General features: G+C 64.2%; 29 protein-coding genes. 16 read left to right on the forward strand and 13 right to left on the reverse strand.

Annotated elements, in window-relative coordinates:
* Positions 1-31: 31 nt before the first annotated feature.
* A complete protein-coding gene (gene pdhA, locus HYG81_RS27335) occupies positions 32-1,159 on the forward strand; it encodes a pyruvate dehydrogenase (acetyl-transferring) E1 component subunit alpha (protein WP_180842802.1) in 1,128 nt (375 codons plus the stop codon).
* A gap of 77 nt (positions 1,160-1,236) precedes the next feature.
* Entirely contained in the window at positions 1,237-1,740 is a 504-nt protein-coding gene (locus HYG81_RS27340) for a hypothetical protein (RefSeq protein WP_180842803.1), read from the forward strand.
* Positions 1,741-1,782: 42 nt separating this feature from the next.
* Here HYG81_RS27340 and HYG81_RS27345 read toward each other — a convergent pair whose 3' ends face one another.
* The gene (locus HYG81_RS27345) at positions 1,783-2,301 is read right to left on the reverse strand and encodes a gamma carbonic anhydrase family protein (RefSeq protein WP_180842804.1); all 519 of its coding nucleotides are present in this window, start codon (positions 2,299-2,301) and stop codon (positions 1,783-1,785) included.
* Positions 2,302-2,500: 199 nt separating this feature from the next.
* On the opposite strand from HYG81_RS27345, the gene HYG81_RS27350 reads away from it, so the two are divergent.
* Positions 2,501-3,346, forward strand: a complete 846-nt coding sequence (locus HYG81_RS27350) for a helix-hairpin-helix domain-containing protein (protein ID WP_226376048.1) — start codon at positions 2,501-2,503, stop codon at positions 3,344-3,346.
* A 159-nt stretch (positions 3,347-3,505) separates the two neighbouring features.
* Here the strand turns inward: HYG81_RS27350 and HYG81_RS27355 are convergent, their stop codons facing one another.
* Entirely contained in the window at positions 3,506-3,775 is a 270-nt protein-coding gene (locus HYG81_RS27355; protein WP_180842805.1) for a hypothetical protein, read from the reverse strand.
* 154 nt (positions 3,776-3,929) lie between these two features.
* Between HYG81_RS27355 and HYG81_RS27360 the strand changes: the two genes are divergently transcribed.
* Positions 3,930-4,577 carry a metallophosphoesterase family protein gene (locus HYG81_RS27360; RefSeq protein ID WP_180842806.1) on the forward strand — a complete coding sequence of 216 codons (648 nt, stop codon included), beginning with the start codon at positions 3,930-3,932 and terminating at the stop codon, positions 4,575-4,577.
* Between the two features lie 45 nt (positions 4,578-4,622).
* Here the strand turns inward: HYG81_RS27360 and glnA are convergent, their stop codons facing one another.
* A complete protein-coding gene (gene glnA, locus HYG81_RS27365) occupies positions 4,623-5,978 on the reverse strand; it encodes a type I glutamate--ammonia ligase (protein ID WP_180842807.1) in 1,356 nt (451 codons plus the stop codon).
* 126 nt (positions 5,979-6,104) lie between these two features.
* Here glnA and lrp point away from each other — a divergent pair, with 126 nt between their 5' ends.
* Entirely contained in the window at positions 6,105-6,569 is a 465-nt protein-coding gene (gene lrp / locus HYG81_RS27370; protein WP_180842808.1) for an HTH-type transcriptional regulator Lrp, read from the forward strand.
* A gap of 324 nt (positions 6,570-6,893) precedes the next feature.
* Here lrp and thsB read toward each other — a convergent pair whose 3' ends face one another.
* Entirely contained in the window at positions 6,894-8,564 is a 1,671-nt protein-coding gene (gene thsB / locus HYG81_RS27375) for a thermosome subunit beta (protein ID WP_180842809.1), read from the reverse strand.
* A 414-nt stretch (positions 8,565-8,978) separates the two neighbouring features.
* On the opposite strand from thsB, the gene HYG81_RS27380 reads away from it, so the two are divergent.
* Entirely contained in the window at positions 8,979-9,731 is a 753-nt protein-coding gene (locus tag HYG81_RS27380) for a hypothetical protein (RefSeq protein ID WP_180842810.1), read from the forward strand.
* Between the two features lie 108 nt (positions 9,732-9,839).
* Here the strand turns inward: HYG81_RS27380 and HYG81_RS27385 are convergent, their stop codons facing one another.
* The 4 genes from HYG81_RS27385 to HYG81_RS27400 all read right to left on the reverse strand — a co-directional run bounded on the left by HYG81_RS27385 (position 9,840) and on the right by HYG81_RS27400 (position 11,983).
* Entirely contained in the window at positions 9,840-10,154 is a 315-nt protein-coding gene (locus HYG81_RS27385; protein ID WP_180842811.1) for a HalOD1 output domain-containing protein, read from the reverse strand.
* Positions 10,155-10,378: 224 nt separating this feature from the next.
* The gene (locus tag HYG81_RS27390; RefSeq protein WP_180842812.1) at positions 10,379-10,711 is read right to left on the reverse strand and encodes a DUF7577 domain-containing protein; all 333 of its coding nucleotides are present in this window, start codon (positions 10,709-10,711) and stop codon (positions 10,379-10,381) included.
* A gap of 86 nt (positions 10,712-10,797) precedes the next feature.
* Positions 10,798-11,685: an acyltransferase gene (locus HYG81_RS27395; RefSeq protein ID WP_180842813.1), complete on the reverse strand. Its 888-nt coding sequence runs from the start codon at positions 11,683-11,685 to the stop codon at positions 10,798-10,800.
* Positions 11,686-11,761: 76 nt separating this feature from the next.
* Positions 11,762-11,983: a hypothetical protein gene (locus HYG81_RS27400; protein ID WP_180842814.1), complete on the reverse strand. Its 222-nt coding sequence runs from the start codon at positions 11,981-11,983 to the stop codon at positions 11,762-11,764.
* A 183-nt stretch (positions 11,984-12,166) separates the two neighbouring features.
* Between HYG81_RS27400 and HYG81_RS27405 the strand changes: the two genes are divergently transcribed.
* Complete coding sequence (locus tag HYG81_RS27405; RefSeq protein ID WP_180842815.1) at positions 12,167-13,222, forward strand: aldo/keto reductase; 1,056 nt, start codon at positions 12,167-12,169, stop codon at positions 13,220-13,222.
* A 47-nt stretch (positions 13,223-13,269) separates the two neighbouring features.
* Here HYG81_RS27405 and HYG81_RS27410 read toward each other — a convergent pair whose 3' ends face one another.
* Complete coding sequence (locus HYG81_RS27410) at positions 13,270-13,545, reverse strand: hypothetical protein (protein ID WP_180842816.1); 276 nt, start codon at positions 13,543-13,545, stop codon at positions 13,270-13,272.
* 204 nt (positions 13,546-13,749) lie between these two features.
* On the reverse strand, positions 13,750-14,526 hold the full coding sequence (locus tag HYG81_RS27415) for an SDR family oxidoreductase (RefSeq protein ID WP_180842817.1): 777 nt from the start codon (positions 14,524-14,526) through the stop codon (positions 13,750-13,752).
* A gap of 215 nt (positions 14,527-14,741) precedes the next feature.
* On the opposite strand from HYG81_RS27415, the gene HYG81_RS27420 reads away from it, so the two are divergent.
* The 4 genes from HYG81_RS27420 to HYG81_RS27435 all read left to right on the forward strand — a co-directional run bounded on the left by HYG81_RS27420 (position 14,742) and on the right by HYG81_RS27435 (position 17,069).
* Entirely contained in the window at positions 14,742-14,876 is a 135-nt protein-coding gene (locus tag HYG81_RS27420; RefSeq protein ID WP_226376049.1) for a DUF7560 family zinc ribbon protein, read from the forward strand.
* A gap of 201 nt (positions 14,877-15,077) precedes the next feature.
* A complete protein-coding gene (locus HYG81_RS27425) occupies positions 15,078-16,067 on the forward strand; it encodes a bile acid:sodium symporter family protein (protein ID WP_180842818.1) in 990 nt (329 codons plus the stop codon).
* Between the two features lie 131 nt (positions 16,068-16,198).
* Positions 16,199-16,657: an NUDIX hydrolase gene (locus HYG81_RS27430; RefSeq protein ID WP_180842819.1), complete on the forward strand. Its 459-nt coding sequence runs from the start codon at positions 16,199-16,201 to the stop codon at positions 16,655-16,657.
* A 157-nt stretch (positions 16,658-16,814) separates the two neighbouring features.
* Complete coding sequence (locus tag HYG81_RS27435) at positions 16,815-17,069, forward strand: hypothetical protein (protein WP_180842820.1); 255 nt, start codon at positions 16,815-16,817, stop codon at positions 17,067-17,069.
* Between the two features lie 155 nt (positions 17,070-17,224).
* Here the strand turns inward: HYG81_RS27435 and HYG81_RS27440 are convergent, their stop codons facing one another.
* The gene (locus HYG81_RS27440) at positions 17,225-18,664 is read right to left on the reverse strand and encodes a ribonuclease FAU-1 family protein (protein WP_180842821.1); all 1,440 of its coding nucleotides are present in this window, start codon (positions 18,662-18,664) and stop codon (positions 17,225-17,227) included.
* A gap of 106 nt (positions 18,665-18,770) precedes the next feature.
* Positions 18,771-19,148 (reverse strand): DUF7532 family protein, encoded by a 378-nt coding sequence (locus tag HYG81_RS27445; protein WP_180842822.1) that lies wholly within the window; start codon positions 19,146-19,148, stop codon positions 18,771-18,773.
* Positions 19,149-19,664: 516 nt separating this feature from the next.
* Here HYG81_RS27445 and HYG81_RS27450 point away from each other — a divergent pair.
* The 4 genes from HYG81_RS27450 (at position 19,665) to HYG81_RS27465 (ending at position 25,137) form a co-directional block, all read left to right on the forward strand.
* Complete coding sequence (locus HYG81_RS27450; RefSeq protein WP_180842823.1) at positions 19,665-21,146, forward strand: sensor histidine kinase; 1,482 nt, start codon at positions 19,665-19,667, stop codon at positions 21,144-21,146.
* A 49-nt stretch (positions 21,147-21,195) separates the two neighbouring features.
* Positions 21,196-21,669, forward strand: coding sequence for a response regulator (locus HYG81_RS27455; protein ID WP_180842824.1), 474 nt, complete (start codon positions 21,196-21,198; stop codon positions 21,667-21,669).
* Between the two features lie 144 nt (positions 21,670-21,813).
* Positions 21,814-22,827, forward strand: a complete 1,014-nt coding sequence (locus HYG81_RS27460) for a PrsW family intramembrane metalloprotease (protein ID WP_180842825.1) — start codon at positions 21,814-21,816, stop codon at positions 22,825-22,827.
* Positions 22,828-22,956: 129 nt separating this feature from the next.
* Positions 22,957-25,137, forward strand: a complete 2,181-nt coding sequence (locus HYG81_RS27465) for an AAA family ATPase (RefSeq protein WP_180842826.1) — start codon at positions 22,957-22,959, stop codon at positions 25,135-25,137.
* A gap of 9 nt (positions 25,138-25,146) precedes the next feature.
* Here HYG81_RS27465 and HYG81_RS27470 read toward each other — a convergent pair whose 3' ends face one another.
* Positions 25,147-25,752, reverse strand: a complete 606-nt coding sequence (locus tag HYG81_RS27470) for a riboflavin synthase (RefSeq protein WP_180842827.1) — start codon at positions 25,750-25,752, stop codon at positions 25,147-25,149.
* A gap of 121 nt (positions 25,753-25,873) precedes the next feature.
* Here HYG81_RS27470 and HYG81_RS27475 point away from each other — a divergent pair, with 121 nt between their 5' ends.
* On the forward strand, positions 25,874-26,128 hold the full coding sequence (locus HYG81_RS27475; protein WP_180842828.1) for a DUF7533 family protein: 255 nt from the start codon (positions 25,874-25,876) through the stop codon (positions 26,126-26,128).
* The last annotated feature ends 160 nt before the right edge of the window (positions 26,129-26,288 follow it).

The following is a 26,288-nucleotide window of genomic DNA, read 5'->3' on the forward strand; positions in this document are numbered from 1 at the left end:
TGTTATGTATCGGGCCTCCATCGGTGTAGCCATGTCACGCGACGTCCTCGAGCGCGACCTGTTCGATCGGGCACCGGACGATCAAATCCGAGTGCTCGACGCCGACGGGACCGTCGTCGCACCCGAACTGGAACCCGACCTCGAGGCGGAGACCCTCCGCTCGATGTACCGGGATATGCGGTTCGCCCGGCGCTTCGACGAGCGAATGATCAGCCTCCAGCGGCAGGGTCGGCTGGGGACGTACTCCTCGCTGGCCGGCCAGGAAGGGTCGCAGATCGGCTCGACGTACGCGCTGGCCGACGACGACATGCTCTCCTTTCAGTACCGGGAACACGGCGCGCTGGCCGCGCGGGGGCTCCCCTGGGAATACCTACTGTACTGGATGGGCCACGAGGCCGGGAACGAAGCGCTGGCGGACATCGAGGTCTTTCCGCTGAACATCTCGATCGCCAGTCACCTCCCCCACGCGGTGGGCTGGTCGTGGGCGGCGAAACTGGGCGGCGACGAGCGCGTGGGCGTCGTCCACTTCGGCGACGGGTCGACCTCCGAGGGGGACTTCCACGAGGCGATGAACTTCGCCGGCGTGTTCGACACGCCGACGATCTTTTTCTGTAACAACAACCAGTGGGCCATTTCGGTCCCGCGCGAACGGCAGACCGCGAGCGCGACGATCGCCCAGAAGGCCCACGCCTACGGCCTCGAGGGCGTTCAGGTCGACGGCATGGACCCGCTGGCGACCTACGTCGTCACGGCGGCCGCGCGAGAAAACGCGCTCGAGGCCGACGGCGACCGGTTGCGGCCGACGCTGATCGAGGCGGTTCAGTACCGCTACGGCGCGCACACGACGGCGGACGATCCCAGCGTCTACCGGGACGACGAGGAGGTCGAGCGCTGGCGCGAGCGCGATCCGATCGACCGGTTCGAGGCGTATCTGCGGAACGAGGACGCCCTCGACGACGACCGGATTGCGACAATCGAGGCCGAGATCGAAGAGACGCTCGCGACGCTGGTCGAGCGCGCCGAAGCCGCTGATGGGGACCCCGGCGAGATGTTCGAGTACACCTACGCGGAGCCGACCCCGCGACTCGAGGACCAACGCGACTATCTGGCAGCCCTGCGGGAGACCCACGGTGACGAGGCGTTACTCGAGGACGAGTAAGTCCCATGAGAGACGTATAAAGCCGGGAGTGGGACAGGGGAACGACTATCCGGGTTTCGTGTCGAGGTGCAGTCGATATGCAACTCGAGCAGTCGTCACAGGGCGCGACAGCGGCCTGGAGCGGCACGGTGCCGAGTGCGGTCGACGTGCGCGTGCTCGGACTGGTCGTCGTGACGGCCGGCCTCGCAGCGTCAGTGAATGTCCCCTACGGCGGCCTCCCGATGGCGGCCGCCGCGTTCGTCCTGCTGGCGAGCGGCGGCGTTGCGCTTCACCTGCTCGGCGAGCGGAAACTCCGCCGAATTACCGACGGACTCGTCGAGAAGTGGGCCGCAGCGGGCGGACAGGTCGACGATGTCACCCGGTCGTCGAACGGGATGCAGACGGAGTGGCGCGTCCACACCCCCGACGGCGAGATCGTCATCGGCGGCATCGCACTCGTGCCGATCGCCCGGTTGGCCGTCGAGTGGCAGGGAATTGGAGACACGATGGCCGCCAGCGAGGCCGAAGCGGACATCGATCACCTCGCCGAGAGTCTCTACCGGGAAATCTTTGAGATCGGGGACGCGGCTCAGCAGGCGTAACACCGCGCTCTCGAAGTTCCTCCCGAGCGGTACTGGGAGCTTTTACTCGAACAGTTCCTCGTGGCGCTGGGCCAGGTTCGTGTAATCACCCGAGGCAAACTCCTCGAGGATCTCCGCCGCGTCGATCCCCGTCTCTGCGAGCGGTGTGATCTCCGCCGGAACGCCGCGGGCGAACGATTCGGGCGGGATCGAGTAGCCATCGGGGACGACGGTCCCCGCGGCGATGATACTCCCGCTGCCGATCGTGACGTCGGAATTGATCGTCGCATTGAATCCGATCAGCGCCCGTTCCTCGACGGTCGTCTCGTTGAGCACGGCGCCGTGTCCAACCATGACCTCGTCCCCGAGCCGTGACGCGTGAATCGTGGCGTTATCGCCGACGTGCGTTTCCCGACCGATGCGGACGGGACCGATGTCTCCTCGACAGACGACGCCGGGCCAGACGCTCGCGTCCGCTTCGACTCGGACGTCGCCGACGAGGGTCGCCTCGCTGCTCACCCGTGCCCCGTCGTCGATCGTCGGTCGCTCTCCCTCGAATCCGTAGCTTCTGCTGTCGACCATGGGTGAACGGACCACGATCGGACGGATAATACCGCATTCCGCCGCTCGTGACAGTTACTCTCGAGTCGAACACCTCCCGAACGAAATCGGAGGGAACGATCGCGCAGCTCGTGAGCCCAACTGATACCATTCAGAACCATTCAGTGGTTTGCAAGGCCATTGCTTATACCGTGTCGAACCGGACGGCTAGTCGAAGACAATGAGTCACTCAGAATCCCCCATCCGAGCGATGTTCGACGCGCAGCGAACCGCAGTCAAACAGAGCCAGCAGCTGTTCAAGCAGGGAATGGCCACGCAGCGAAACGTCGACACGATGGCCCTCACCGGGCTCAAAGGCCAGGAATCGCTCCAGCGCCAGCAACTCGAGCTCGCGCAGGCGGCGACCCACGGCTACCTCAGCGCGACGGCAGCGATGCTGCCGAGCGACGACGCTCCCGAAGCCCACCGGACCGTCGACGAGACCTTCGACCAGCTGAAATCGACTCACGCGGAGTTCTACGAGGCACTCGAGCGCGAACTCGAGCGAGACGTCGACTCCGCCAACGAGCTCTCCGAAGAGTTCGTCGATGCGCTCGACGAGCAGACCGACCAGTTCCTCGAGATCACGCAGTCCGTCGAGGACCAGACGGTCCAGAACGTCGACGAATTCTCGGGACAGCTCCGCGAGCAACTCGAACGAACCCAGGAGCTACAGGACCAACTCGAGGACCAGCTCGAGGAACAGACCGGCGGCGTCGAGGAACTCCTCGAGCAGCAGGCCGACCAGATCGAACAGTTCCAGCAGCAACTCGAAGCACAGACCGAGGCGGTCACTCAGCAGATCCCGGTTCAGGGGGCCGACGAGCCGCACACGAAGATCGAAACCGATCCGGAGCACACCCTCGAGGACGTCGAGGGAATCGACGCGGACGTCCGCGAACAGCTCTCGGAGGCTGGTATCTCGACGATAGACGATCTCACGCGTGCCGGTGCCGAGGCCGTCGCCGAGGCCGCCGATATCTCGGAGAACCAGGCCGAGGAGTGGATCGAGCAGGCCGAAGCCTAAACGCGGTACCACACGGACCTTCGGCCGTCCCTCACTGGTACGTGAGCGACAGTGCCGTGGATTCTTCGCAGCCTTTCTCGGACCGACAGCGGCTCCGTCCTCTGTGACGAGCAGCGGCTACGATCAGTCACGGTGCGACCGACGGAAATGGAACGTCGTTCAGGACTGGATCTTGTCGACGATCTCGCGAGCCTGCTCCTTCGCTTTGTCCTCGCCGACGTGTTTCTCGATCAGGACGCTGGTGACCTCCCAGTCGTCTTCCCCGTCGACCTTGCCGGTTCGGACTTCACTCCCTTCGGAGACCGACTCCGCCGGCTGCTCCGCCCAGTCGGGCGTCCGTATCTCGTCGTACCGATCCGGATCGCGAAACCGAACGTGGATATAGTCGTCTTCCGTCTCGACTTTGTTGATGTCAGGCGTGTCGGCCATACTCGATTCTCCGACAGCCAGACGGCTAAATCACGACCCTGAATGTGCCCCGAGTACCAGTCAGTCACCCGACACCCAGTTTCGCGATTCAGAACGTGGCGAATTGGCGGTGCTCGGCGTGGATACTATCCGAGACAACCCCCTACATGGGTCTATGCTCGTCCTCGGCGACGCCCACGCGTCCGACCCCGACCGGTGTGAGATCCTGCTCGAACTCTATCGAACCCTCGAGCCCGACCGGGTGCTCCAGCTCGGCGACCTCGAGCGATACGACCTGCCGGCTCCGACGTGGTTCATCGCGGGCAACAACGAGGACTTCGACATGATCGAAGCGCTGCGGACCGGTGAGCACCCCGCGGAAACGAACGACAACGTGCATCTCCTCGCGAGCACAGCGGCAACGGTCGACGGCCTGCGCGTGGCCGGCCTCTCGGGCAACTTCGCACCTACCAGGTACGATCTGCCGCGAGACGAACTCGTCGGCGAGCGCCGCCGCCACTTCACTCACGAGGACATTGACCGAGCCGCCGACCTCGAGGATATCGCCGTCTTCCTCACCCACGAGGCCCCGAACGGCCTGCTGTCCTACGGCTACGATCCCGGCTGCGAGTACGTCGACGAGCTGCTCGCAACGCTCTCGCCCGACCTCTGTCTGGTCGGCCACCACCACCGCCATCGCGAAGCCGAGATCGAAGGGACCAGGGTCGTGAGTCTCGCGCCCGCCTGGGAGCGATACTACACGCTCGAGCCCGAGACGCTCGCGCTCGAGAGCCACGAGCACGACCTGTCGGGAGGCGACTAAAATCAAGAGGAAAGAGAAGAACTGACGCCGACGGCGGCGACCGTCTCAGAACGTCTCGAGGTAGCGGTCGAGTTCCCAGTCGGAGACGTCGACGAGGTAGTCCTCGAATTCCTGGCGCTTGGCCTCGACGAACTTGGAACTGACGTGGTCGCCGAGCGCGTTGTAGATCGCTTCGTCCTCCTCGAGGGCGTCGACGGCCTCGCCGAGGTTCGCTGGCAGCGTCTCGATGCCGTACTCCTCGCGTTTCGCCTCGTCGAAGTCGTAGATGTTCTCGCGAACCGGGTCGGGACAATCGAGGTCCTTCTCGATGCCGTCGAGCCCGGCGTGGATCATGACGGCGAGTGCGAGGTAGGCGTTACAGGACGGATCCGGCGAGCGCAGTTCAACGCGCGAGGCCGTAGGCGTGCGCGCCGCCGGCTTGCGGATCAGTGACGAGCGGTTGCGGTCGGACCAGGCGACGTAGACGGGCGCCTCGTAGCCCGGCACCAGTCGCTTGTAGCTGTTGACCGTGGGGTTCGCGATCGCCGTGATCGCCGGCGCGTGCTCGAGGATCCCGGCGGTGAACGCGTGGGCTTCGTCGCTCAGGTTGAACTCGTCGTCGTCATCGTGGAACGCGTTCTCGCCGTCCTCGGTGAACAGGGAGAGGTGCGTGTGCATCCCCGAGCCGTTGATTCGCGGGATCGGCTTGGGCATGAACGTCGCGTGGAGGTCATGCTGGGCGGCGATCGCGCGGACGACGGTGCGGAAGGTGCCGACGTTGTCGGCCGTCGTCAGGGCGTCGTCGTAGGTGAAGTTGATCTCGTGTTGGCCTTCGGCGACCTCGTGGTGGCTCGCCTCCACCTCGAAGCCCATGTTCTCGAGGCCGTAGATGATGTCGCGGCGGACGTCGCTCGCGAGGTCTTTCGGCGCGAGATCGAAGTAGCCGCCGGCGTCGTTGGTTTTGGTCGTCGCGCGGCCGTCCTCGTCCTCCTCGAAGAGGAAGAACTCCGGTTCGGGCGCGGCGTTGACCGTGTAGCCCATCTCGTTGGCGCGCTCGAGGGCGTTCTTGAGAACGCGGCGCGGGTCGCCCTCGAAGGGCTCGCCGGTGGAGGTGTCGTAGACGTCACAGATCATTCGGGCGGCCGCACTCTCCTCCTTCTGGCGCCACGGGAGAACCGCGAAGGTGTCCGGATCGGGTTTGAGACGCATGTCCGATTCCTGAATACGTACGAAGCCTTCGATAGACGAACCGTCAAAGTAGATCCCCTCGGTAAAGGCCTTCTCGGCCTGGCGGGCCGGCACGGAGACGTTCTTGACTGTGCCCAGAATATCGGTAAACTGCAGTCGGAGAAAGTCGACGTCCTGCTCCTCGATTTCGTCCAATACCGCCTGTTCGACGTCAGTAAGGTTTCCGCTTGTCATTGTTCTCGTCGTCGTATCCTCAGATCCCACCTACTAAAACACTGCTGTTCCGTGCAAATCTTCGCTCTCTCCGGGTAAATTGTATATTCGTAAAGTTCTAAAGGCTCCAATGAGAGGGTAGATGTGATGACGTACGAAAATCTCGATGCAAAACTAGTGAATCTACTTCTCGGCGACGGCCGAGCCAGCCTGCGAAGCCTCGCCGAGGAGCTCGACGTCTCGGTGACGACCGTCTCGAATCACCTCTCCACGCTAGAGGACGACGGTGTCATCGAGGGCTATACGCCCCGCGTCGATTACGACGCGGTCGGATACGACGTGACCGCCATTATCCAGTTGCAGGTCGAAGGGAACGCGCTGCCCGACGTCACCGAGACGCTGCGCGACCACCGCCAGATGACCAGCGTCTACGAAGTCACCGGCGACTACGACGTGATCGCCATCGGCAAGTTCGAAGACACCGACGGCATGAACGACCAGATCAAGCAGTTGCTGACCGACCCCGACATCAAGGCCTCGAACACCAGCGTCGTCCTCAACGCAGTGAGCGAGAACGAGCAGTTCGATCTCGAGGTCGACGAGAACGAGTAATCGGACGGTCTTTTCGGATACTACGCGATCAAAGCAGTGGCAACACTGAATAAACGGTACCAGAGCAAACGTCGGCGAGCGAGCGGTGCGCGGTTCGGAACGAGCGGAGCGAGTGAGAACCGCGAGAACACGAACGGGAAACATAGCAACCCGTGAGCGGTTCGGAGAACCCGAACGACGCCGTTCACCGCGAGCGAACGTAGTGAGCGAGCGGGCCGACGACCGATGTGAAGAGCGCGAAGCGCTCGGAACGGAGGGAGGAGTGCTTTTATACTAAATTTTGCCGAGGGCCGCCTTCGGCGGCCCATAGAGCAAAATTTAGTTTTACATCATGCCGCCCATGCCACCGCCCATGCCGCCCATGCCGCCGGGGGCACCACCGGGGCCGCCGGCCTCGTCGTCGCCCTTGTCGGTCGACAGATCGCCAGCGGAGATGATGTCGTCGATTTTGAGCACGAGGTTGGCCGCTTCGGCGGCGGAGGTGACGGCCTGTTCCTTGGCGTGGGCCGGCTCGACGACACCGGACTCGAACGTGTCCTCGACGTCGCCCGAGAAGACGTTCAGGCCGGCCGTAATCTGGCCGTCGTCGTGGGCCGCACGCAGGTCGACCAGCGTGTCGATCGAGTCGAGGCCCGCGTTCCCGGCGAGCACGCGTGGGACGAGCTCGAGCGAGTCGGCGAAGGCCTCGACGGCCAGCTGCTCGCGGCCGGAGACGGAGTCAGCGTAGTCGCGCAGGCGCGAGGCGAGTTCGACCTCGATCGCACCGCCGCCCGCGAGGACGCGGCCGTCGGAGACGGTCTGTGCGACGACGTCGAGCGCGTCGTTGACGCCGCGCTCGAGTTCGTCGACGACGTGGTCGGTCGAGCCGCGCAGCAGGAGGGTGACGCCGTGGGCGTCGTCGCCCTCGACGTAGAACAGCTCGTCAGCGTCGTCGCGGGTGACGTCGCCGAAGCCGAGGTCCGCCTCGGTCGCGCTCTCGAGGTCGGAGACGATCGACGCGCCGACGACCTCCGAGAGGAATTCCAGATCGCTCTTCTTGGCGCGGCGGATGGCGAGGATGCCTTCCTTCGCGAGGTAGTGCTGGGCGAGGTCGTCGATGCCCTTCTGGCAGAAGACGACGTCCGCGTCGAGGTCGACGATGCGCTGGACCTTCTCCTTGAGCTGTTTCTCCTCGCGGTCGAGGAACTTCTGGAGCTGGCCGGGGTCGGTGACGGAGACCTCGGTGTCGACGTCGGCCTCTTCGACCTCGATGGCCTCGTTCAGCAGCAGGATGTCCGCGTCCGTCGCCTCGGTGGGCATGTTGTCGTGGACGGGGTCCTTGTCGATGATGCCGCCCTCGAGCAGCTCGGACTCGCCGGCGCTACGGCCGGTCTGGGTCTCGATGTTGAGGAACTCGAGGTCGACGACGTTGTCGCCGTTCTCGTCCTCGACGGTGACCTGGCGGATGGCCTCGACGATCAGCTGGGCGAGGTGCTCCTTGTTGACCTCGGTGCCCTTGCCGGTCATGGAGGTCTCGGCCGTCTTGCGGAGCAGTTCCTCGTCGTCGGTGTCGATCTCCGTTGCGATGTCGTCGATCTCCTCGCGGGCCTGCTCGCTCGCGAGGTGGAAGCCCTTGATGATCGCCGTCGGGTGGATGTCCTGCTCGAGGAGGTCCTCGGCGTTCTTGAGGAGTTCCCCGGCGATCGCGACGGCCGTCGTGGTGCCGTCGCCGGCCTCGTCTTCCTGCGTTTCAGCGACCTCGATGATCATCTCGGCCGTCGGGTTGTCGATGTCCATCTCCTTGAGGATGGTGACGCCGTCGTTGGTGATCGTTACCGATCCCATGGAGTCGACGAGCATCTTGTCCATTCCCTTCGGCCCGAGCGTCGAGCGGACCGCTTCAGCGACCGCACGGGCGGCGCTGATGTTGTAATCCTGCGCGTCCTTGTCCTTGACGCGCTGGGAGTCCTCGCTCATTACGATCATCGGCTGACCCTGCTGCATTCGCTGACTCATAGTCGAGCGGATGATTGTTTGTGATTCTATATAAGTCTTTTCCAATTCGGGTAAGCGACGACGCCGGCCAATCCAGTCATCAAACGAGAAAAAGCGCAGCAGTGCGGGACGATCCCTCCGGTTCGCTTCGACGAAATACGATCGTCACTCGTTCCCACTCGATCGGTGATACGGTGTTTTATATTAGTAGCGGGCCGGATCGACAGCGGCGATGTGCACGCTCACGATTCACTCGCTGATCTCGAGGAAGGGGACCGACGACCGAAATCGGTTTCGAGATGGGTCCGGTAATTGCTGCTTTGAACGGCTGAAACGGTCCTCGACACGGTATTGTCTGTCCATATAATCCTGACTCGGTTCCGAGTCAAGACAACAGAAGGGTTATGCCGGTAGTCACGTATTACCACTCGAGCAATGGACGAGTCCCCGTCCTTCCCCGAATCGTTCGACGACCCCCGGATCACCCCTCAGTTCTGCCGGCGGCTTACTGACTCGACCGGTGATCTCGTACTGCTGGGCGTCGTCCACGACCATCCCGCGAGCATCGCGCGCGTCGAGCGCGTCCTCCAGCGCGTCGAGCCGGAGACGCTCGCACTCGAGTTGCCAGCCGTTGCGATGCCGCTGTATCGCATCTATGCCCGCGACGGTGCCAGCGACGATCCGACGCCGCCGCGGTTCGGCGGCGAGATGAGCGCAGCGATCCGCGCCGCACCCGACGCCGACCCCGTCGGTATCGACGCGCCGAACTGGTCGTTCTGCCGACGGCTCGTCGCGCGGCTGATCGCCGACCGCGTCTCGCCCGCGACGGCCCGGCGCGTCATCTCGAGCGTCGGCGGCGCGACCCGCGAGGCGCTCGCCTGCCGGGTGGCCGCGACGCTGACCCACGCGACGTCGATGACTGTCGTCCCCGGCGAACAGGTCGAGTACGACATCGACCCCGAAGATCCGCCGGACCGACAGGCCGCCCACGAGCGATCCCACGTCGCCGGCGTTCAGGCGCTGCTGGGCAGCGTCGATACGGACGGCAGCGCGTTGTCCTATCGTGACGACACGCGCGAGGGATGTATGATCGATCGACTCGAGACCATTCGATCGGAGCCGGGCGACGCAGTCGCCGTCGTCGGCGTGGATCACCTCGATCGACTCGCGGCGGAGCTCTCGGGGTAAGCGAAGCCCAGCGGTTTTTCGTCCGCGATCTCGACGTGAGAACGGCGATAGTTCGGCAAGCGCGGTAGCGGCAGGTGGGTGTCGTGGGAGCGGCGAGCGGATATCGTGTCAGCGGCGCGCAGGCGGTTCGATCAGGATCTCGCCGTTGCCGCCGACCCGGACGTGGTAGCCGCTGACGACGAACGAGAGCGTGCCGCCGATCCGGGGCGTCCCGTCGTCGCGCGGTCGGAAGAGCGTGTTCAGAGCGTCGGGGTCGACGGTGTTGTACAGCGAGACGCGGCTGTCGGTCACGTCGACGCCCATACAGTCAGCCAGCGCGTGGATCACAGTCGTGCTCAGCGTCGCCGGACCGTCGGGATCGTGAGCGGCGCGATACAGGGGCGGAGAGCGAGTCTGCACGGCGGGGGGTGCGTATTCGTTCATTACTGTTCGTCCGCTCTAGCTCTCTGTCTGAAGATCAAAAGTGTAATAGTTATTATCGCCCGAACCAGTTGGGTCGAACGAGCACCATCGGTTAGTATCGGAGAATATCGCCCAGGCCTGAACGAACCGTACTTCGAGAGTCGCACTGATTCGGCCCGCTGTGCACCCAGAGACGGTCATCGGCCGGATCAGCGATTCGACCGTGTCGTCTCCGCCAGCAACGCTCACTTCCGGATTCCCGAGATACAGTTCCAGCAGTACGAGAACGCCGGATCGGCCTCGTTAGGCGCGCCACAGTGGGGACACCGAATCGTCTCCCCGTCGAACTCGAGGTCGTAGGAGTCGTGCTCCGGGTCGGCGTCGCCGATATCGTCGGCCGCGCGCGGGTACCGGTCGGGACCCGGTGAGGACTGGACGCGTGCACGATTCGGGTCGGCGAGCGACGGCGTTCGCTCGCCGCCGTCGTCGTCGTCGCCCCGGGCGTAAAGGTAGTACAGTAACAGGTGGAGCAGGGCAAACAGCACGATGTAGCCGATGAACCAACCCCAGAGCGCCATCGGTGTGTGATACGTTCTCGAGGCACTTGGATATTCCCCGAGTTCCGGCGCGAAGAGAGTCGCAAAAGCGGGACTGACAGGGCCGATTACAGGTCGCGCTCGAACTCGTCGAAGACCGCGAAGTCGTCAGGGAGGTCGTACTCGAGGTGGCGCTGCTCCTGTCGGTTAACGCCAGCGTCATCGACGGGCGTGGCGACGTCTTCCCAGCCGGGTTTGATCTTGACGCTCTGAGCGGGCATTCCGACGGCGATGTGGTGGGCGGGAATGTCGTGCTGGACGACGCCGCGTGCGCCCACGATGGCGTTCTCGCCGACTCTGTTCCCCGCCTGAACCATCGAGTCGTAGGTGAGTCGAACGTCGTCTTCGACGATCGTGTGATAGTTGCGGACCTCGGTCTGGTCGACGACGTCGTGATCGTGGCTGTAGATGTGGACGCCGTCGGAGATCGACACCCGATCGCCGATCGTGAGCGTCCCCCGATCGTCGAGATGGACGTCGTCGTGGACGACGGTGTTGTCGCCGATCGTGATGTTGTGCCCGTAGGTGAACGAGACACCTTTGAAGAAACGGCAGTCGTCCCCACACTCCGCGAAGAGGTGATCGGCGAGCATCCGCCGGAATCGCAACGCGAACTCGACGTTGTCCGCGATCGGCAGGCTGTCGAACTGTCGCCAGAGCCACTGGAGGTGCTTGGAGCGGCGGAACTTCTCCTCGTCCTTCTCTGCGTAGTACTCGCTCTCGAGGGTCGTGTTGCAGGGATCGTAGCTCTGGAGGCGGACGCGCTCGGCCGTGGAGACCGATTCGCCGTCCTGCCAGCGCTCGTAGGCCTCACGGTCGCCCGAGAGGTCGATCAGGACGTCTTCGACGACCGCACAGGTGTCCTCGTCGCTCGAGAGCCGCCGGTCGACCTCGTCGATGAACTCGCGCATCCCCGCTTCGGCCTCCTCGGGGAGTGACACGTACCGCTTTGTCATACTCCGAGGTTTTACCCGCAGCGTTGATAGTGGTTCGGTTGTCCGGCGGCGGTTGCCGGACCCGATGACGTGCGTGTTACCTGGATTCCCTGTCGGACTGCCAGCGGGCCAGGAGCAACGCGGGAAGCGCGAGCGCTCCGATAAACAGGAGGACGCCGACCACGACCGCACCGATCGTGACGCGGTCGCCGGGAAACTCGAACGTCCTCGCGGCGAGGAGTCCGAGGGGGACAATGACGACAAGGACCGCCAGCAGGAGCCGACTGGGGTCGCGGCCGCGAGAACGGGAATCGACCATACGGATACGTGTCAGCCGACACCCAAGAGCGATTCGACTCGCGAGCGCAGGGTCGACTCAGCGGCGCCAGTCCGACGGACGGATCCACTGTTTGATTCACGGACGCAGTCACGACCGAACGAGTTCGAACGGCGTCTCGAGCGTTCCGTTCACCCTAAGTTCCCCCGCTTCGAAGGAACGGGTATGCAACACAGCGAACTGGGCGACTCGAGCGTCGAGGTCAGCGAGGTCGGCTTCGGCGCGTGGGTCGTCGGGACCGATTGGTGGGGCGACCGCTCGGAAGAAGACGCCATCGAGATGGTCCAGTACGCCGTCGAGCAGGGAATTACCTACTTCGACACGGGCGACGTCTACGGTCACGGTAACAGCGAGGAATTACTCGGCGAGGCCCTCTCGGAGGTCCGCGACGAGGTCACGGTCGCCACCAAAGTCGGCTACGATTTCTACAACAACCCGCAGGCCGGCCACGGCGAACTCCCCAAAGAGATGGATCCGGAGTACCTGCGAGACGCCGTCCACAAGAGCCTCGAGCGCCTCGGAATGGACTCCGTCGACGTGCTCCAGCTCCACAACGCCGACGTCGACGAGATCACGCCGGACGTCCTCGAGGTGCTCGACGAACTCGAGGAGGAGGGCACGATCGACGCGACCGGCCTCGCACTCGGCCCCTCGATCGGCTGGCTCGCGGAAGGCGACCTCGCGATCGAGGAGGAGTTCGACGCCGTCCAACTGGTCTGGAACGTGCTCGAACAGGAGGTCGGCAACCACTTCCTCGAGACGATCGAACGGACGGGCTCGTCGACCAGCCTCATCCCCCGCGTTCCACACTCCTCGGGAATCCTCAACGAGCAGGTCACGCCCGATACCGAACTCGGCGAGGGCGACCACCGCGGCTTCCGGCCCGAGGAATGGTACGAGACCGGCTGGGAGAAACTCGACAAACTACGCTTTTTGCAACGAGACGGCGAGCGGACGATGGGACAGGCCTCGATCGCGTGGCTCCTGAGCCACGAGTCCGTCGCGACCGTGACGCCGACGTTCCGCACGAAAGCGGATATCGACGAGTGGGCGGCCGCCAGCGACGTGCCGAAACTCTCCGACGAGGAGATGACCCGCGTCGCGGAACTCTACGAGAACGACTTCGACATCGACCGTGACGACGGCATGGACTCGCTGCGCTCGTCCATCGGGGGCGACGATATCGAGTCGGCCGGCCTGGATAAGCTCGCGGCCGACTGATCGGACCATCCTCCGGTTCAAGCGGCATCGACGGCTGACCGATTTGCTTACTCTGATTCGGACGGAGTGTCCGTGAGCCTGAATTCGAACTCCAGTTTCCCGTCGGACTTCACGGTCACGCCGCCGAGCTCGTCCGACAGCTGCTCTCGCGCTCGAGAGCTCGGTTCGACGGTGACGGAGACGCTGTTGGTGTTCGCGTTGTACGTGATGTTTCCGACGGCGACGTCGAACTCGAAGAACTCCGGAATGTCCTCCCTGAGCTGCGTTTGCACGTCGTCGACGTCCGACCGGACGTCGGCCATCTCTTCGTTTAACGTGCTCATCCCCATTGGTAGCGGATAGCATACCTTAACGGTTCCCCCTGAACTGTCCGGAGTACCGGCGAGGCCTCGAGGCAACGGCGGCTCGCAGTCCGTATCGGCAACGACGGACGACAGCGACGGCACGCTCACGATCGGCCTCGAGCGTGCCGACGCGTTCGACCGGGATAACATCTACAGATTGATATATTCACGCGGCCGCAACGATCAGTCGAACTGCGATGCAACCCACTCGTTCCACGTCACCGTCCCGACGGTCCGGTCCGGGCAGATCGCCCCACCGGCTCGAAAAGCGGCGGCGGTCTTCCCGGGAATCGGGAGGCGGACGATCGGTCGGCGGAACCCCCTCGCGTCGCGGTAGGTCCGCGCGAGGTCACCGACGGTTCGCACCTCGGGACCGCCGATATCGGGCATGCGGCCGGCCGGCTCCGTCGTCGCGTGCTCGACAATTGCGCCCGCTGCTTCTCCCACAGCAATTGGCTGCAGTCGAATCCCCGTCGGCAGCGGCCAGATCGGGAGCCTCGACACGGCCTCGAGCAGCTCGCCGACGAACTCGTGGAACATCGTTATGCGGAGAATCGTCGACGGGACCTCGCTCGCTTCGACGGCCCGCTCGGCCGCCAGCTTGTGCTCGTAGTACGAGTACGGGATTTCGTCGATGCCGACGATGGAGACGTACACGACGTTCGACACGCCGGCGTCGGCGGCCGCCTCGAGCAGCCGTCGAGTACCGCGGACGTCGACGGCCTCGCTGTCGCCGCGGGGCGCGCTGGCCGCGTGGACGACCACGTCGATGTCCTCGACGGCCTCGCGGATCCCCGTTCCGTCGGCCAGATCCATCGCGATCCACTCCGTCTCATCATCGTCGCGGGTCGGCGGCGACCGACTCGCCGCGCGGATATCGTGTCCCGCATCAATCAGCCGAGGGGACAGCGCCGTTCCCAGCGTCCCGGTAGCCCCCGTGAGGAGCGTCCGACAGGTCATACCGTCGTGTATTCGGTCAGCGAAACTAAAGGTTCCGCGCCAGGTACCTCTGCAAGATTACGGCAACGAGGTCGAGCTCTCCCTTCGCGATCAGTGCTGGACGACTGATCGATACCGTCTATCGGCCTCTCACTTATATAGCCCCCTCTATATCTGGGTGAGTCCCATAACTCGAACGGGAGCGACAGTCTAGACGGGGACTACCGACTATACACATGAAACCGTACGAATTCACCTGTCCGGACTGTCGCCGAGAGATTCCAGTCACCGACTCGATACGCGAGGCAACGCTGGCGAACGGCTGTCCCATCTGTGGACGGTCAGTGGCCGAACGCAACTTCGCGAACTGATCGCGCCGTGATCGCCAGCGGTACGCGCGAATCGAGATTTTACGTGACGGCTCGAGCGGAGCGTCGGACAGTTTTCCCGTCCGTCGCTACTCGCATTCGTCCCTCTCGAGCGGAAACGGATCGGGCGCACATGGAAGCCGTCGTATTCATATAGCAGACGTACAGAGCCGTGACTATGTTACTCAGCGCGGTGAGGACCGAATGAGTTGGCAGCCCTCTCTGGAACGGATCGGCGAATTCACGAGCAAGTATTTCGTCCTCTGGGTTCTGATCGTCTCCCCGCTCGCGCTGTACGCGCCCGAGACGTTCACGCCGATCGCGCCCTACATCACGCCGCTCCTGGGGATCATCATGCTCGGCATGGGACTCACGTTGACGCCCGCGGATTTCCGTCGCATCCTCGAGCGGCCGCGGGACGTCTTCATCGGTGCGATGAGCCAGTGGATTCTGATGCCGACGATCGCCTACGCCCTCGTGGTCGCCCTCGGGTTACCGTGGGAGATCGGCATCGGACTGATCCTCGTCGGCGCGGCGCCGGGCGGGACCGCCTCGAACGTGATGACCTATCTCGGCCGCGGCGACGTCGCGCTCTCGGTGACGATCACGTCGGTGACGACGATCGCCGCGCCGCTGGTGATGCCGGCGTGGATCGTCCTGCTCGCGGGCGAGTCGATATCGGTCACGTTCGCCGAGATGGCGACGTCGATCGTCCAGGTCGTCTTGCTCCCGGTCATCGGCGGTCTCGTGTTGCGCCACGTGCTCGACGAGTACGCGCCGGCGGTCGCGCAGGCGGGACTATCGATCTTCCCCGCGATCAGCGTGATCGCCATCGTCGCTATCGTCGCGGCCGTCGTGGGGCTCAACGTCGAGACGATCCTCGCCGCGAGCGCCGTCGTCTTCCTCGCGGTCGTTCTGCACAACGGCCTCGGGCTGGGAGCCGGTTACGCCGTCGGCCGCGCGGCCGACATGGCCGAGGATCGGGCGCGAGCGTGCGCGTTCGAAGTCGGCCTGCAGAACAGTGGGCTGGCGGTCGCGCTCGCGACGGCTCACTTCAGCGCGAGCGCCGCGTTGATCCCGGCGCTGTTCAGCGTCTGGCACAACGTCTCCGGACCGGCGCTCGCGACGCTGTTCACATACCTCGACGGCGACGCGCCCATCGCGGACGAAGACCCAGCCGTCGCCTCCGACTGAGCCGCACGGCGTTCGTCGGGCTCCAGCGGCGACAGTATCGACCGCTAGCAATGATCCGCACAATTCCCTTATTCTCCTTTAACATCGCCGATGATAGCTTTTTACGACAGGACGATGTGCTACCTGTCATCATGACCGATACCACATACGTCCAGAAAGCGTGTGCGTACATCACTCGCGGAACCGGCGAGCTACTGGTCTTCGAGGGACCCGGACACGACGGCCTGCAGATCCCGAAGGGAACGCTCGAGGCGGGCGAATCACCGCGGGAAGCGCTGTTCAGGGAGGTCCTCGAGGAGAGCGGACTCGGGACGTTAAACGGAACACGGCACCTGACGACCGACGTCTGGACGCGCCGCGAGGAGCCACCGAAGCGCTACGTCCGGCACTTCTTCCACGCGACGGTCCACGAACCGCGCGACCGGTGGACCCACACCGTCACCGACGGCGGGGAAGAACACGGCGCCGAGTTCGAGTTCCGCTGGGTCCGGCCGCCGACCGCACGGGAGTTCGCCCTCGATCTCGACGAGTACGTCGGCCTGCTTCCGACCATCGCCGGTCCCGACACCGTCGCGAGCGCCTCCGACTGAGCTACCGACCGCTTGCTTCTGTTGCTCGAGTAGCGACCCCGACCGTGCGCGATTCCTGACTCGAGGGAGAAGAGAGGAGCCGGCAGGAACTGATCCAGCACGTGTGACTCCTCGCGGCAGCCAGAAGAGCTATACCGATTTCGTCGCGTTTCCGGGTATGACCCTCCACCGCCGAAAGTACCTCAGCGTCACCGCGGAAGCGCTCTTCCCGGGAACGTCCGTTCGCTACTCCTACCGAACCGGAAGCTCGCTGGCCACCGTCGTCGAGCGAACCGAGAGCCTCGTCACGTTCGTCGGCGAGGACTGCGACGGCCGATTCACGCGCAGTCAGATCGACCGGCTGTTCGCGGACGGCCGCCTCGAGATCGTCCTCGACGACGAAATCCATCTACCGGACGACCCGACTGAATAAGCAGCAGTCATCAGATGTCGCCACGCGAGAGAGCGGAGCGACCGAACGAATCGGCTGGGGAGGATGTGGCGATTCCCTGTTGCCACGGTAGCAGGCTGCTCTTGTCTAGTATGGCTTGTCTGAAAGCAGAGAAAGGAGAGACGCGATAGAATACCCTATTTCGAGAGTGCACGCTCGACGGCTTCGGCCACGTCCATCGCCTTTTCGGACAGTTCCTCGGAAACCAGTCCCTCGTCGACGGCGTCCTCGAGTTCGTCCGTGTCCACGATTTCGACCGTCCCGTCGCCCTGTCGGATCACGTCGACGTAGAGGTCGATATACCGAACGGTATCCGGAAACAGTTCGACGGGCGTACAGACGTTGACGTAGGTCCCCTTCGACGTCCCGTCGGCGGCCTTGTACGTCGTCGGATACCACCACCGGCCCTCGCGGAACTTCGTCACGGCGACGTCACCCGACTCCTTCGCGACGCCGAGCGCGTCGTAGCTGCCGCCGCCGCTCATGGCGCGCTTGAGGGTCACCTTCCCTTCGGGATCCCACTCGGTTACCTCGCCGCGACCCAGCGAGATGAGTCGGCCGTCGGGTTTCCCGTGGCCGATCTCGAGGCGGTCGCCCGCAGTCGGGCCGAACTGCCGGGCGACTGCGGCGAAGGGGAACTCGCCGCCGTCAGCGCCGTCGTCAGTTCCAGCGGACCCGCAGACTGCCTCCGCGAAGTCGACCGCCGCGCTGGCGGCCCGATCGGCCGCCTTCGTCCGGTGGTGGCCCGGCATTGTCGTCTCGACGCGCCGCCGAACGCCGTCCAGCGCGAACCGGGACTCGCGACCGAACCAGCACCACTCGGTCCGTCGAGGCGCGGCGAGGAGTCCCGGCTCACCGGGTTCATTCGGGGCGTCGGCGAGCGCGGCCTCGAGCGCCCGCGCTCGACCCGCGGCGTCCTCGAGGGCGGTTCCCATCGCCTCGAGGTCGGCGTCGGCCGCGGCGTGCTGCCAGCGGATGCCCCACCCGTCGGGTACGTCGACGGAGAGCAGATCGGTCATGCCGACCAGTTCCTCCGCCCGCTCGCCGCGCAGCGACGCCGAGACGCCGGTCCGGTCCCGCGAGAGGGTACAGAGCCCGCCCCCCACCTCGAGCGTCGGCCGCACGAGCGGCTGATCGTCGTCCCACGGCGGTGCGGGCTCGTGGACCTGTACCCGATACCGGTTTCCGGCGTCGACGTAGCCGTCGGCGTCATCGTACTTCAGAAAGCCGCGCCGACCGTCGCCGAGGTCGACGACCGCACCGCTGCCGCCGCCCGCCTCGAGCACTTCCGCATCGAAGACCGCACCGCGAGAGACGCCGTCCTCCCAGCGGAAGGTATCGATCGCGAGTTCCTTGAGTTCGTCTGCGACCGTCTCGACCGCATCCGGTACGCCCGACACCTCGACACCGAGTCGGTCCCGCGTCGTCTCGATCGAGACGGCGGCCGGCGCGGCGTCGAACGATCGCTCGAAGCGCTCCCGAATCGGCTCGGAGGCCTGCACGACCTCGCAGCCGGTCTCGCTCAGTAACTGGGTGACCGCCGTCGTGTAGATGCCGCGGACGCGAGCCGTCGTCATCGGCCGCCCTCCGTGACCGCTCGCCGCCCCGCCGTCGACCGTCGCCCGTCGATCCCTCGTCGCAGGTCGCGCTCGAGCGGTCCGAACCCTGCCTCGAACACGGGAATCACCGTAGCGTATCGCGGTCGGCTGCGAACCGCACCCGATCGTTGATCGTCGGCCCGAGTGAGAGTTCGACGTACCCTTCGTCCAAAATGCGCCCGTCTTCGACGTACACGCCCCACGTCTCGAACCGAAGCCAGCCGCGCATCTCGTCGGCGTGAGTCGTGAGGTCCGCGTAGTCGACGTCGTGCTCGGGGTAGTCGGAACTCGAGTGAGCCATCTCCATGTCGGAGTAGACGGTGTCGTGCTCGTCGAAGAACGCCTCGAGCGCCGCCGCGTCGTCTGCAACGGCTTCGGCGACCGCCTCCGAGGCGGCCCGGAGATCGTCGGTCTCGAGGCCGACGTCGCGAAGCGCTCGCTGAGTTCGCTGGTCGAAGTGCATAGCCGTCGGTTGGGCCGGGAGGCCTTTGATAATTCCGAGTCGGTCTTCCCGATGTCCGTAACGCGAAAGTCACGCAACGGATCTGGCTACGCAAGTACCCAAAATAAGCGGAATCTCTTCTCGACTACGATTACAGCACACCCTCACAGCCGGTAGAGGGAGAATCAGCGAACTAGTATAGAGCCACAACCGATAGCGGCGATCACATAGAAGACAGTTGCGAGCATCATATTCCCCCAGTACTGAACGAAGGCGGCAGTAACGAGTGCGATAGTGGACAGTGAAAGCGCTCGTTTCTTCGATCCACGTAGTGATACAACAGCGACGAAACAAACGAGTGATAGTACTAGTATAGTTTGTATATTCATCAATATTCGATTGGTTCTGATACTGTTCTCAATTTTGTTTCCCAGCACGGATCCATGTATTCTGTAACACAAAACAGTTCATTTATTTTAATCTGTTGAAATGACAGTGGGCGAAGCATACTTAGCGACGGACGGTGATTTGGGGATAATGAGTCAGGAGGCCGAGTACAACCCGCAGGAGGAACGGCTGGCGGGAAGTGCTGCCCGCTCCGAACCGCTGAGCGTCGAACGGGGCCTCGATGCCCTTCGCTCGAGTCCGGAGTTTCGCGGCCCCGTCGAACCGCTCGACGGTGTGGAGGCGAACGAACACATCGCGCTGTTCTACGAGTCCCGTGCCGAGCAGGTCGAAGCGATGGTCCCGTTCGTCCGGCAGGGGATAGAGCAGGACGAACGAGTCATGTACGTCATCGAGAAGCAGACAAAGGATGACGTCCTCGCGGCGTTGCGCGACGGCGGCGTCGACGTCGACGCCGCAACCGACTCCGGAGCGCTCACGTTCCATTCGGTCGACGAGACGTACCTCCGGAACGGCGCGTTCGATCCCGACGAGATGATCGACTTCTATCGGCAGACGATCGAGGAGGTGACGGCGGAGTATCCAGCGCTTCGGATCACCGCGAACACGCACTGGATCCTCGACGAGGAGACGACGGTCGAGGACTACATGGCGTACGAGAGCCGGGTGAACGAGCTCTTTCGGGGCGAGGACTGTATCGCGCTCTGTCAGTACGATCGCAAGGCGATCCCGCCCGAGATCCTCACGGATGTCGTCCGGACCCACCCCCACCTCATCTACGACGGGGCCCTCTGTCACAACTTCTACTACACGCCGCCACAGGAGTACTTCGGACCCGACGAACCGGCTCGCGACATCGATCGCATGTTGCAAACCCTCGTCGATAGAACCGAAGCGAAGGTTGAACTCAGCGACACCATCGACGAACTCGAGGAATCGAACGAACGGCTCAAGCGGTTCGCGTACATCGCATCGCACGACCTCCAGGAGCCGCTGCGGATGATCTCGAGTTTCCTGCAGTTGCTCGAGGACCAGTACGGAGACGAGCTCGACGAGGAGGCCCGGGAGTACATCGACTTCGCCGTCGACGGCTCCGATCGCATGCGCGAGATGGTCGACGGGCTGCTCACCTACTCGCGAATCGATACGAACGATGCCGAGTTTCGTCCGGTCGACTGTACCGACGTCCTCGACGATGTCGTCTCCGACCTCAAGCGACAGATCGAGGAGCGCGACGCGACGATCGTCGCCGACGAGCTCCCGACGGTCGTCGGTGACGCCACCCAGCTCGAACAGGTGTTTCACAACCTGGTCGCGAACGCAATCAAGTACACCGACGACGCGCCGCCGCACATCGAGATCGACGCGCAACGACAGGGCGACCGCTGCGTGTTCTCGGTCGCGGACGACGGGATCGGAATCGATCCGGCGTACAGGGATCAGATCTTCGAGGTCTTCAACCGACTCCACTCGAACGACGAGTACCAAGGGACGGGGATCGGGCTCGCACTGTGCCGAAAGATCGTCGACCATCACGGCGGCGATATCTGGGTCGACTCCGAACCGGGTGACGGAACGACGTTCTACTTTACCCTTCCCAGGGCCAAACAGTGACACGTTCGACGGAGAGCCCAGGGGTAGCACGTGTGACGGAGCGCGAGCGATGAGCCCCGATCACGGTGCTGATCCGTCGACTGTCCTGCTGATCGAGGATAACCCCGGTGACGTTCATTTGATGCGGGAGGGGCTCGAGAAAAGCAGCGTCGACAGCACCGTCACCGTCGTTACCGATGGGGAGGCAGCGCTCGACTACGTTAGCCAGTGTGATGTGTCCGACTCGGAGTCGATGCCCGACCTCGTGTTCCTCGACCTGAACCTCCCCAAGGCGAACGGGAGAACGGTCCTCGAAGCGATCGAGCGCGAGCCACGGCTGCGATCCGTCCCGGTGATCATTTGCTCGAGTTCGAAGTCCCCGGACGATATCCGCGAAACCGCCGAATTAGGGGCGGACGGCTATCACATCAAGCCGGTCGATCCGAACGAATACATTTCGTTGGTTCGAACGATCGCGGAGTCAGTCTCCGATACCGGGCGGATCCCGCCGGGAGAGCACTCCGCAGCCGACCCCGTCGAATGACCACACAGCTATCTAATCGCACAGCTACCCGCCCGACTACACAGTCGCTGTCCGGTCGATACGAGACTCGAGAATCGGTTTGATCGGTACCAGCGCGTCGCCGAATGCCGAACCTATACCGGGCAGGCGATCATACGCCCGCCCATGGAACGTAGGCGCGACCCGGTCGAACGGGCCGAGGAGCGGACCGGCGACGGCTCGGTCGACCTCTACGATGTGTCGACGTGGGAGCCGCGATCGATCCTCGACCTGCTCTCGTATACGCTCTACAACGCCGTTAGTTACGGTTTTCGTGCGCTCGTCTTGCTGGTCGCGATCGCGATCACCCTCGTCTTGCTCGTTTCGCCGGCCGCAATCGTCCTCGAGGATCCGTTCGTCGCCGTCTTCTTCGGGCTCTCGGTCGTCCCCGCGGGGATGCTCGCGGTGTACATCTGGCACGCGGACATCACGACGAGCGAACCGCTCTGGCTGCTCGTCGTGACCTTCCTGCTTGCGGTCCTGTTCGCGACGTTCGCGGCGCTCGTCAACTCGTACAGCCAGGCGCTACTCGGGATCAGCGGGGTTCTCTTTTTCTACCTGATCGTCGGCCCCGTCGAGGAGACGGTGAAGTTGCTCGCCGTTCAGGTGTTCGCCTACCGGAACGACAGTTTCAATGCCGTCATCGACGGCGCGGTGTACGGCGCCGTCGCCGGGTTGGGATTCGCCGCCATCGAAAACGCGCTCTACATCAGCCGCGTCATCGGCGAGGCGAACCCCGAGACCAACATTCTCGTCACCGCCAGCGGGATCGCAACGGTCCGTGCGCTCGCCGGGCCGGGCCACGTCATTTATTCGGCGATCGCTGGCTACTACCTCGGACTGGCGAAGTTCAACCGCGATTACGCCGGCCCGATCGTCCTCAAGGGGCTGCTCATCGCCGCGTTCGTCCACGGGACGTACAACGTCACGGTCGGGATCGTTCCCGGCCTCATCACCGCGGTCCTGCCGATCGGCTTCGGAATCGCGTTCGTCGGCTACGTGATCTGTTACGACCTCGCGATCGGCTACTACCTCTACCGAAAGATCGATCGCTACCGCCATACCTATCAGACCGTCACGAGCGATCGCGACGGCGACTCGCGGCCGGAACTGACCGAGTTCGAGCCGCCACAACGCTGACCGCGACTCGGCGTCGACCTCCCCGCAAGCGCCGGTTCCAGGGCTCAGCAGACGGCTACGAACGCACCGTCGAACGCGCTGGCGGGTGCAGGCAGCAGGGACTTCTCTCGAGCAGCGCAGCCCCAAGTCATGAGTGTGACGTTTACGGACGACGATATCGAGAAGACCGTCGAGAACGCCACCGGCGAGGTGATCGGGACCGTCACGGCGGTCGAGGGAGACACCGCCCGCGTCGAGCCCCGTGCCGGAATTATGGACTCGATCAAAGCCAGGCTCGGCTGGCGGCGAGGCGGCGGGGAGACCGTCGTGATCCACGAATCCGCGATCGACGAGATCTCGAGCGGGACGATTCGACTCGAGGCGGAGCGGGAGATGACAACCGAGCAGACAAGTGCCGATGGCGTTGGCTCGACGGAGCGCGATACCACTGAATCGACGGAAACCGACGCCGACGACACGGAACCGGATCGGGACACACACGTCGACGAGCCCGGTCATCCCGGCAGCATCGACGAAGCGGACGAAGCCGCTCTCGGAACGGAATCCGAACACGACACGGCCGCGGAACGAGATCGTGGAGACGAACTCGTCGAGGAGATCGGCGAGGTCGCGAAACGCGATACCGCCGACGAGACGGACGAAACGACGACGGAGAACGCAGCCGAGCGACCCGACGAATCGACCGCGGCCGATGGACTCGAGCGGACCGACACGTCCGAAATGGGAGCCGCAGCCGGAGAGGTCGAGAGAGCCAGGGAGTCCGAGACGCCCGGAGAAGCCAAAACGACCGGAGAGACCGATTCGACCGACGAATCGAGCATCGACGGCTCGGCCACGGACGAGTCGAACACCGACGAGCCGATGGACGCGTCTGGCGAGCGCCCCACGACCGCCGAGGTGAACGAACCCGAAGGACAGGATACCACCGGAACGAGCGGTGAAACCGAACCGCAGGAAACTGCCGAAGGAACGAACGGGGCTGGAACGCAACCCTCGCCCGACGCGATAAGCGGGACCGAATCGGCGGAATCGCCCGGTTCGATAGACAGAGCCGGCATCCAAGACGCGCCAGTAGGCGACACTGCGGAGCTGTCGGAAGACAGCCCTTCGGAGACAACAAAGACGGGTGAAACTGAACACACTGCGGAACCGACAGCCGAAGCCGGAACCGAGACCGAGGAGACGGATCTGGTCGACGAACTGGACACGGGGGCTGATCTCGAGTCGGCCGTCGACACCGAGTCCAACGGACCCGACGTAGATGCGGAAGCGAGCGCAACCGCGGAGACTGACGATATCGCTGACGAAATCGATCTCGGCACCGATCTCGAGTCGGCCACGGAGACGGCCGAAACCGGTGATCGCGAGACCGCTGGCGAAACGAGCGAGACCGAATCGATGGATCTGGCCGACGAACTGGACACAGGGGCCGATCTCGAGTCTGCCGCAGTGACCGATTCTCGTTCGGAGCGAGCGACGGATACGCGTCCGGAAACGGAACTCGACCCTAGCGTCGACATCAACTCGTCCGCCGCGGCGGATCCGCGTCCGGAAAACGAGCTGAATTCCGGCGCTGACGGAACGCCAGTGACCGCTGAGAGCCGCGATCCAGCCCTCGAGTTCGATCCCGGGGTCGACCTCAAGGCGGCGGTGGAGACGGATCAGCAATCGGAAGCCGGGATCGATCCCGAAACGGTCGCTGGCCCGGAAACTGACACCGAGACGGCTGCCCGCGAAATCGTCCCGGAAGACACTGCAGCGACGGAACGAGAAACTGTCGAAGCGTCGGACGAACGTCCGGCCGCCGAATCCGCTGCGGACAGTACCGACCGGACCCGAGAGCAGGGGCGGTCGAGTTCGCCACTGACCGCCATGCTCACCGCACAGCGAACGGCGATGACGCAGGGGCAGGCGATGGTCCAGCAGGGTCTCGCCGCCCAGCAACGCGCCGCTCGAGGCGCTGTCGAGTTCCCGCTAATCGTCCAGCGACAGGGGCTCGAGGCGATGCGAGTGGCCACTCAAAGCTACGTCGACGCCCTCACCGCGCTGCTGGAGACGGAAACCGGTACGTCCCGCGAGCAGCGTCAGTTGCTGGACGAAGCGGTTACCGAACTCGAGGAGACGCACACCCGGCTGGAAGACGAGGAACTCGCCGACGGGCTCGCGACCCACCTCGAGCAGCTCCGAGCGCTGCAGTCCCGGTTCGACGACCGAGCCGAAGCGGGAAGCGAGCAGGCCGCGCTCCTCCTCGAGCGACAGGTGGAACTGCTCGAGGAGTGCCAGCGGCGACTGGACGCGGCGGGCGAATAGACGACCCAGTTACTCGAAGCGGGCCTCAAGCAGCCGTTCGACGTACTTCGCGAGCACGTCGACCTCGAGGTGGATCGGGTCGCCGGGTGCTTTCTCCGAGAGCGTGGTCAGTTCGTAGGTCGTCGGAATGATCGCGACCGTCACCCGGCCGTTTGCGGTATCGAGGTCGGCGACGGTCAGACTGATTCCATCGAGCGTGATCGACCCTTTTTCGACGACGTAGCGGTCGTACCCCTCGGGGAGGTCGAACTCGAAGAACCAATCCTCTTCCACGGATTCGACGGTCGACACGGTCGCGACCGCGTCGACGTGCCCCTGGACGACGTGGCCGTCGAACCGGCCGTCGGCCGGCATCGCCCGCTCGAGGTTGACCGTTTCCCCCTCGGCAAGGTCGCCCAGGTAGGTCCGCTCGACGGTCTCAGTCGCGAGAAAGACCTCGAACCACTTTCCCTCCACAAAGCGTTCGACCGTGAGACACGCGCCGCTGACGCTGATACTCTGGCCGTGCTCGAGGCCCGTCGCGACCTCGTCGGCCCCGATCCGGAGCCGGAGGCCGTCGTCCGTTCGCTCTCGAGCGACGATTTCGCCGGTCTCCTCGACGATCCCCGTGAACATACTCGCAACTGACGGACGACGGGAGAAAGCCGTTCCGGGTCCGGTCGTCCGCTCGGCGTCCATCACGATCAGGCGCGACCGGTCGTCGCGTTTTTAGCGGTCGCCGCGCTATCTCGGTGTAATGGCCGGTATCATCGACACGATCAAACTCGCGGGCACGCTCGTTCTCGCCATCCCCGCCGCGCTCGCCGGACTCGACTTCCTGTTCCTTCAGGGGCAGACGGCGTTCGGCGTCGCCCTGATCGGACTCGCAATCGGGCTCGTCGTGATCCAGCACTGGCTGACGATGCCGACCGACATTCCCGAACTCGTGGCCAGCCGGGTCGTCGGGACGGTCACGAAAGAGCCGGAGGCCGACCCGGACGACGACCGGTAACGGAATCGATCACCTAGTTCTACGGTCCGCTCGTGTGGGTATGGATCAAGAGACAGCGGACGATAGAGAGGTGAGTGACGGCTATCGTGACAGGGTAGTGCATGGCACTTTGGACCGATGGACCACGTGCGGTGGCGCGCGCTGAGTCGCGGTGAATGCC

The sequence above is a fragment of the Natrinema zhouii genome (assembly GCF_013456555.2).
Lineage (GTDB): Archaea > Halobacteriota > Halobacteria > Halobacteriales > Natrialbaceae > Natrinema > Natrinema zhouii.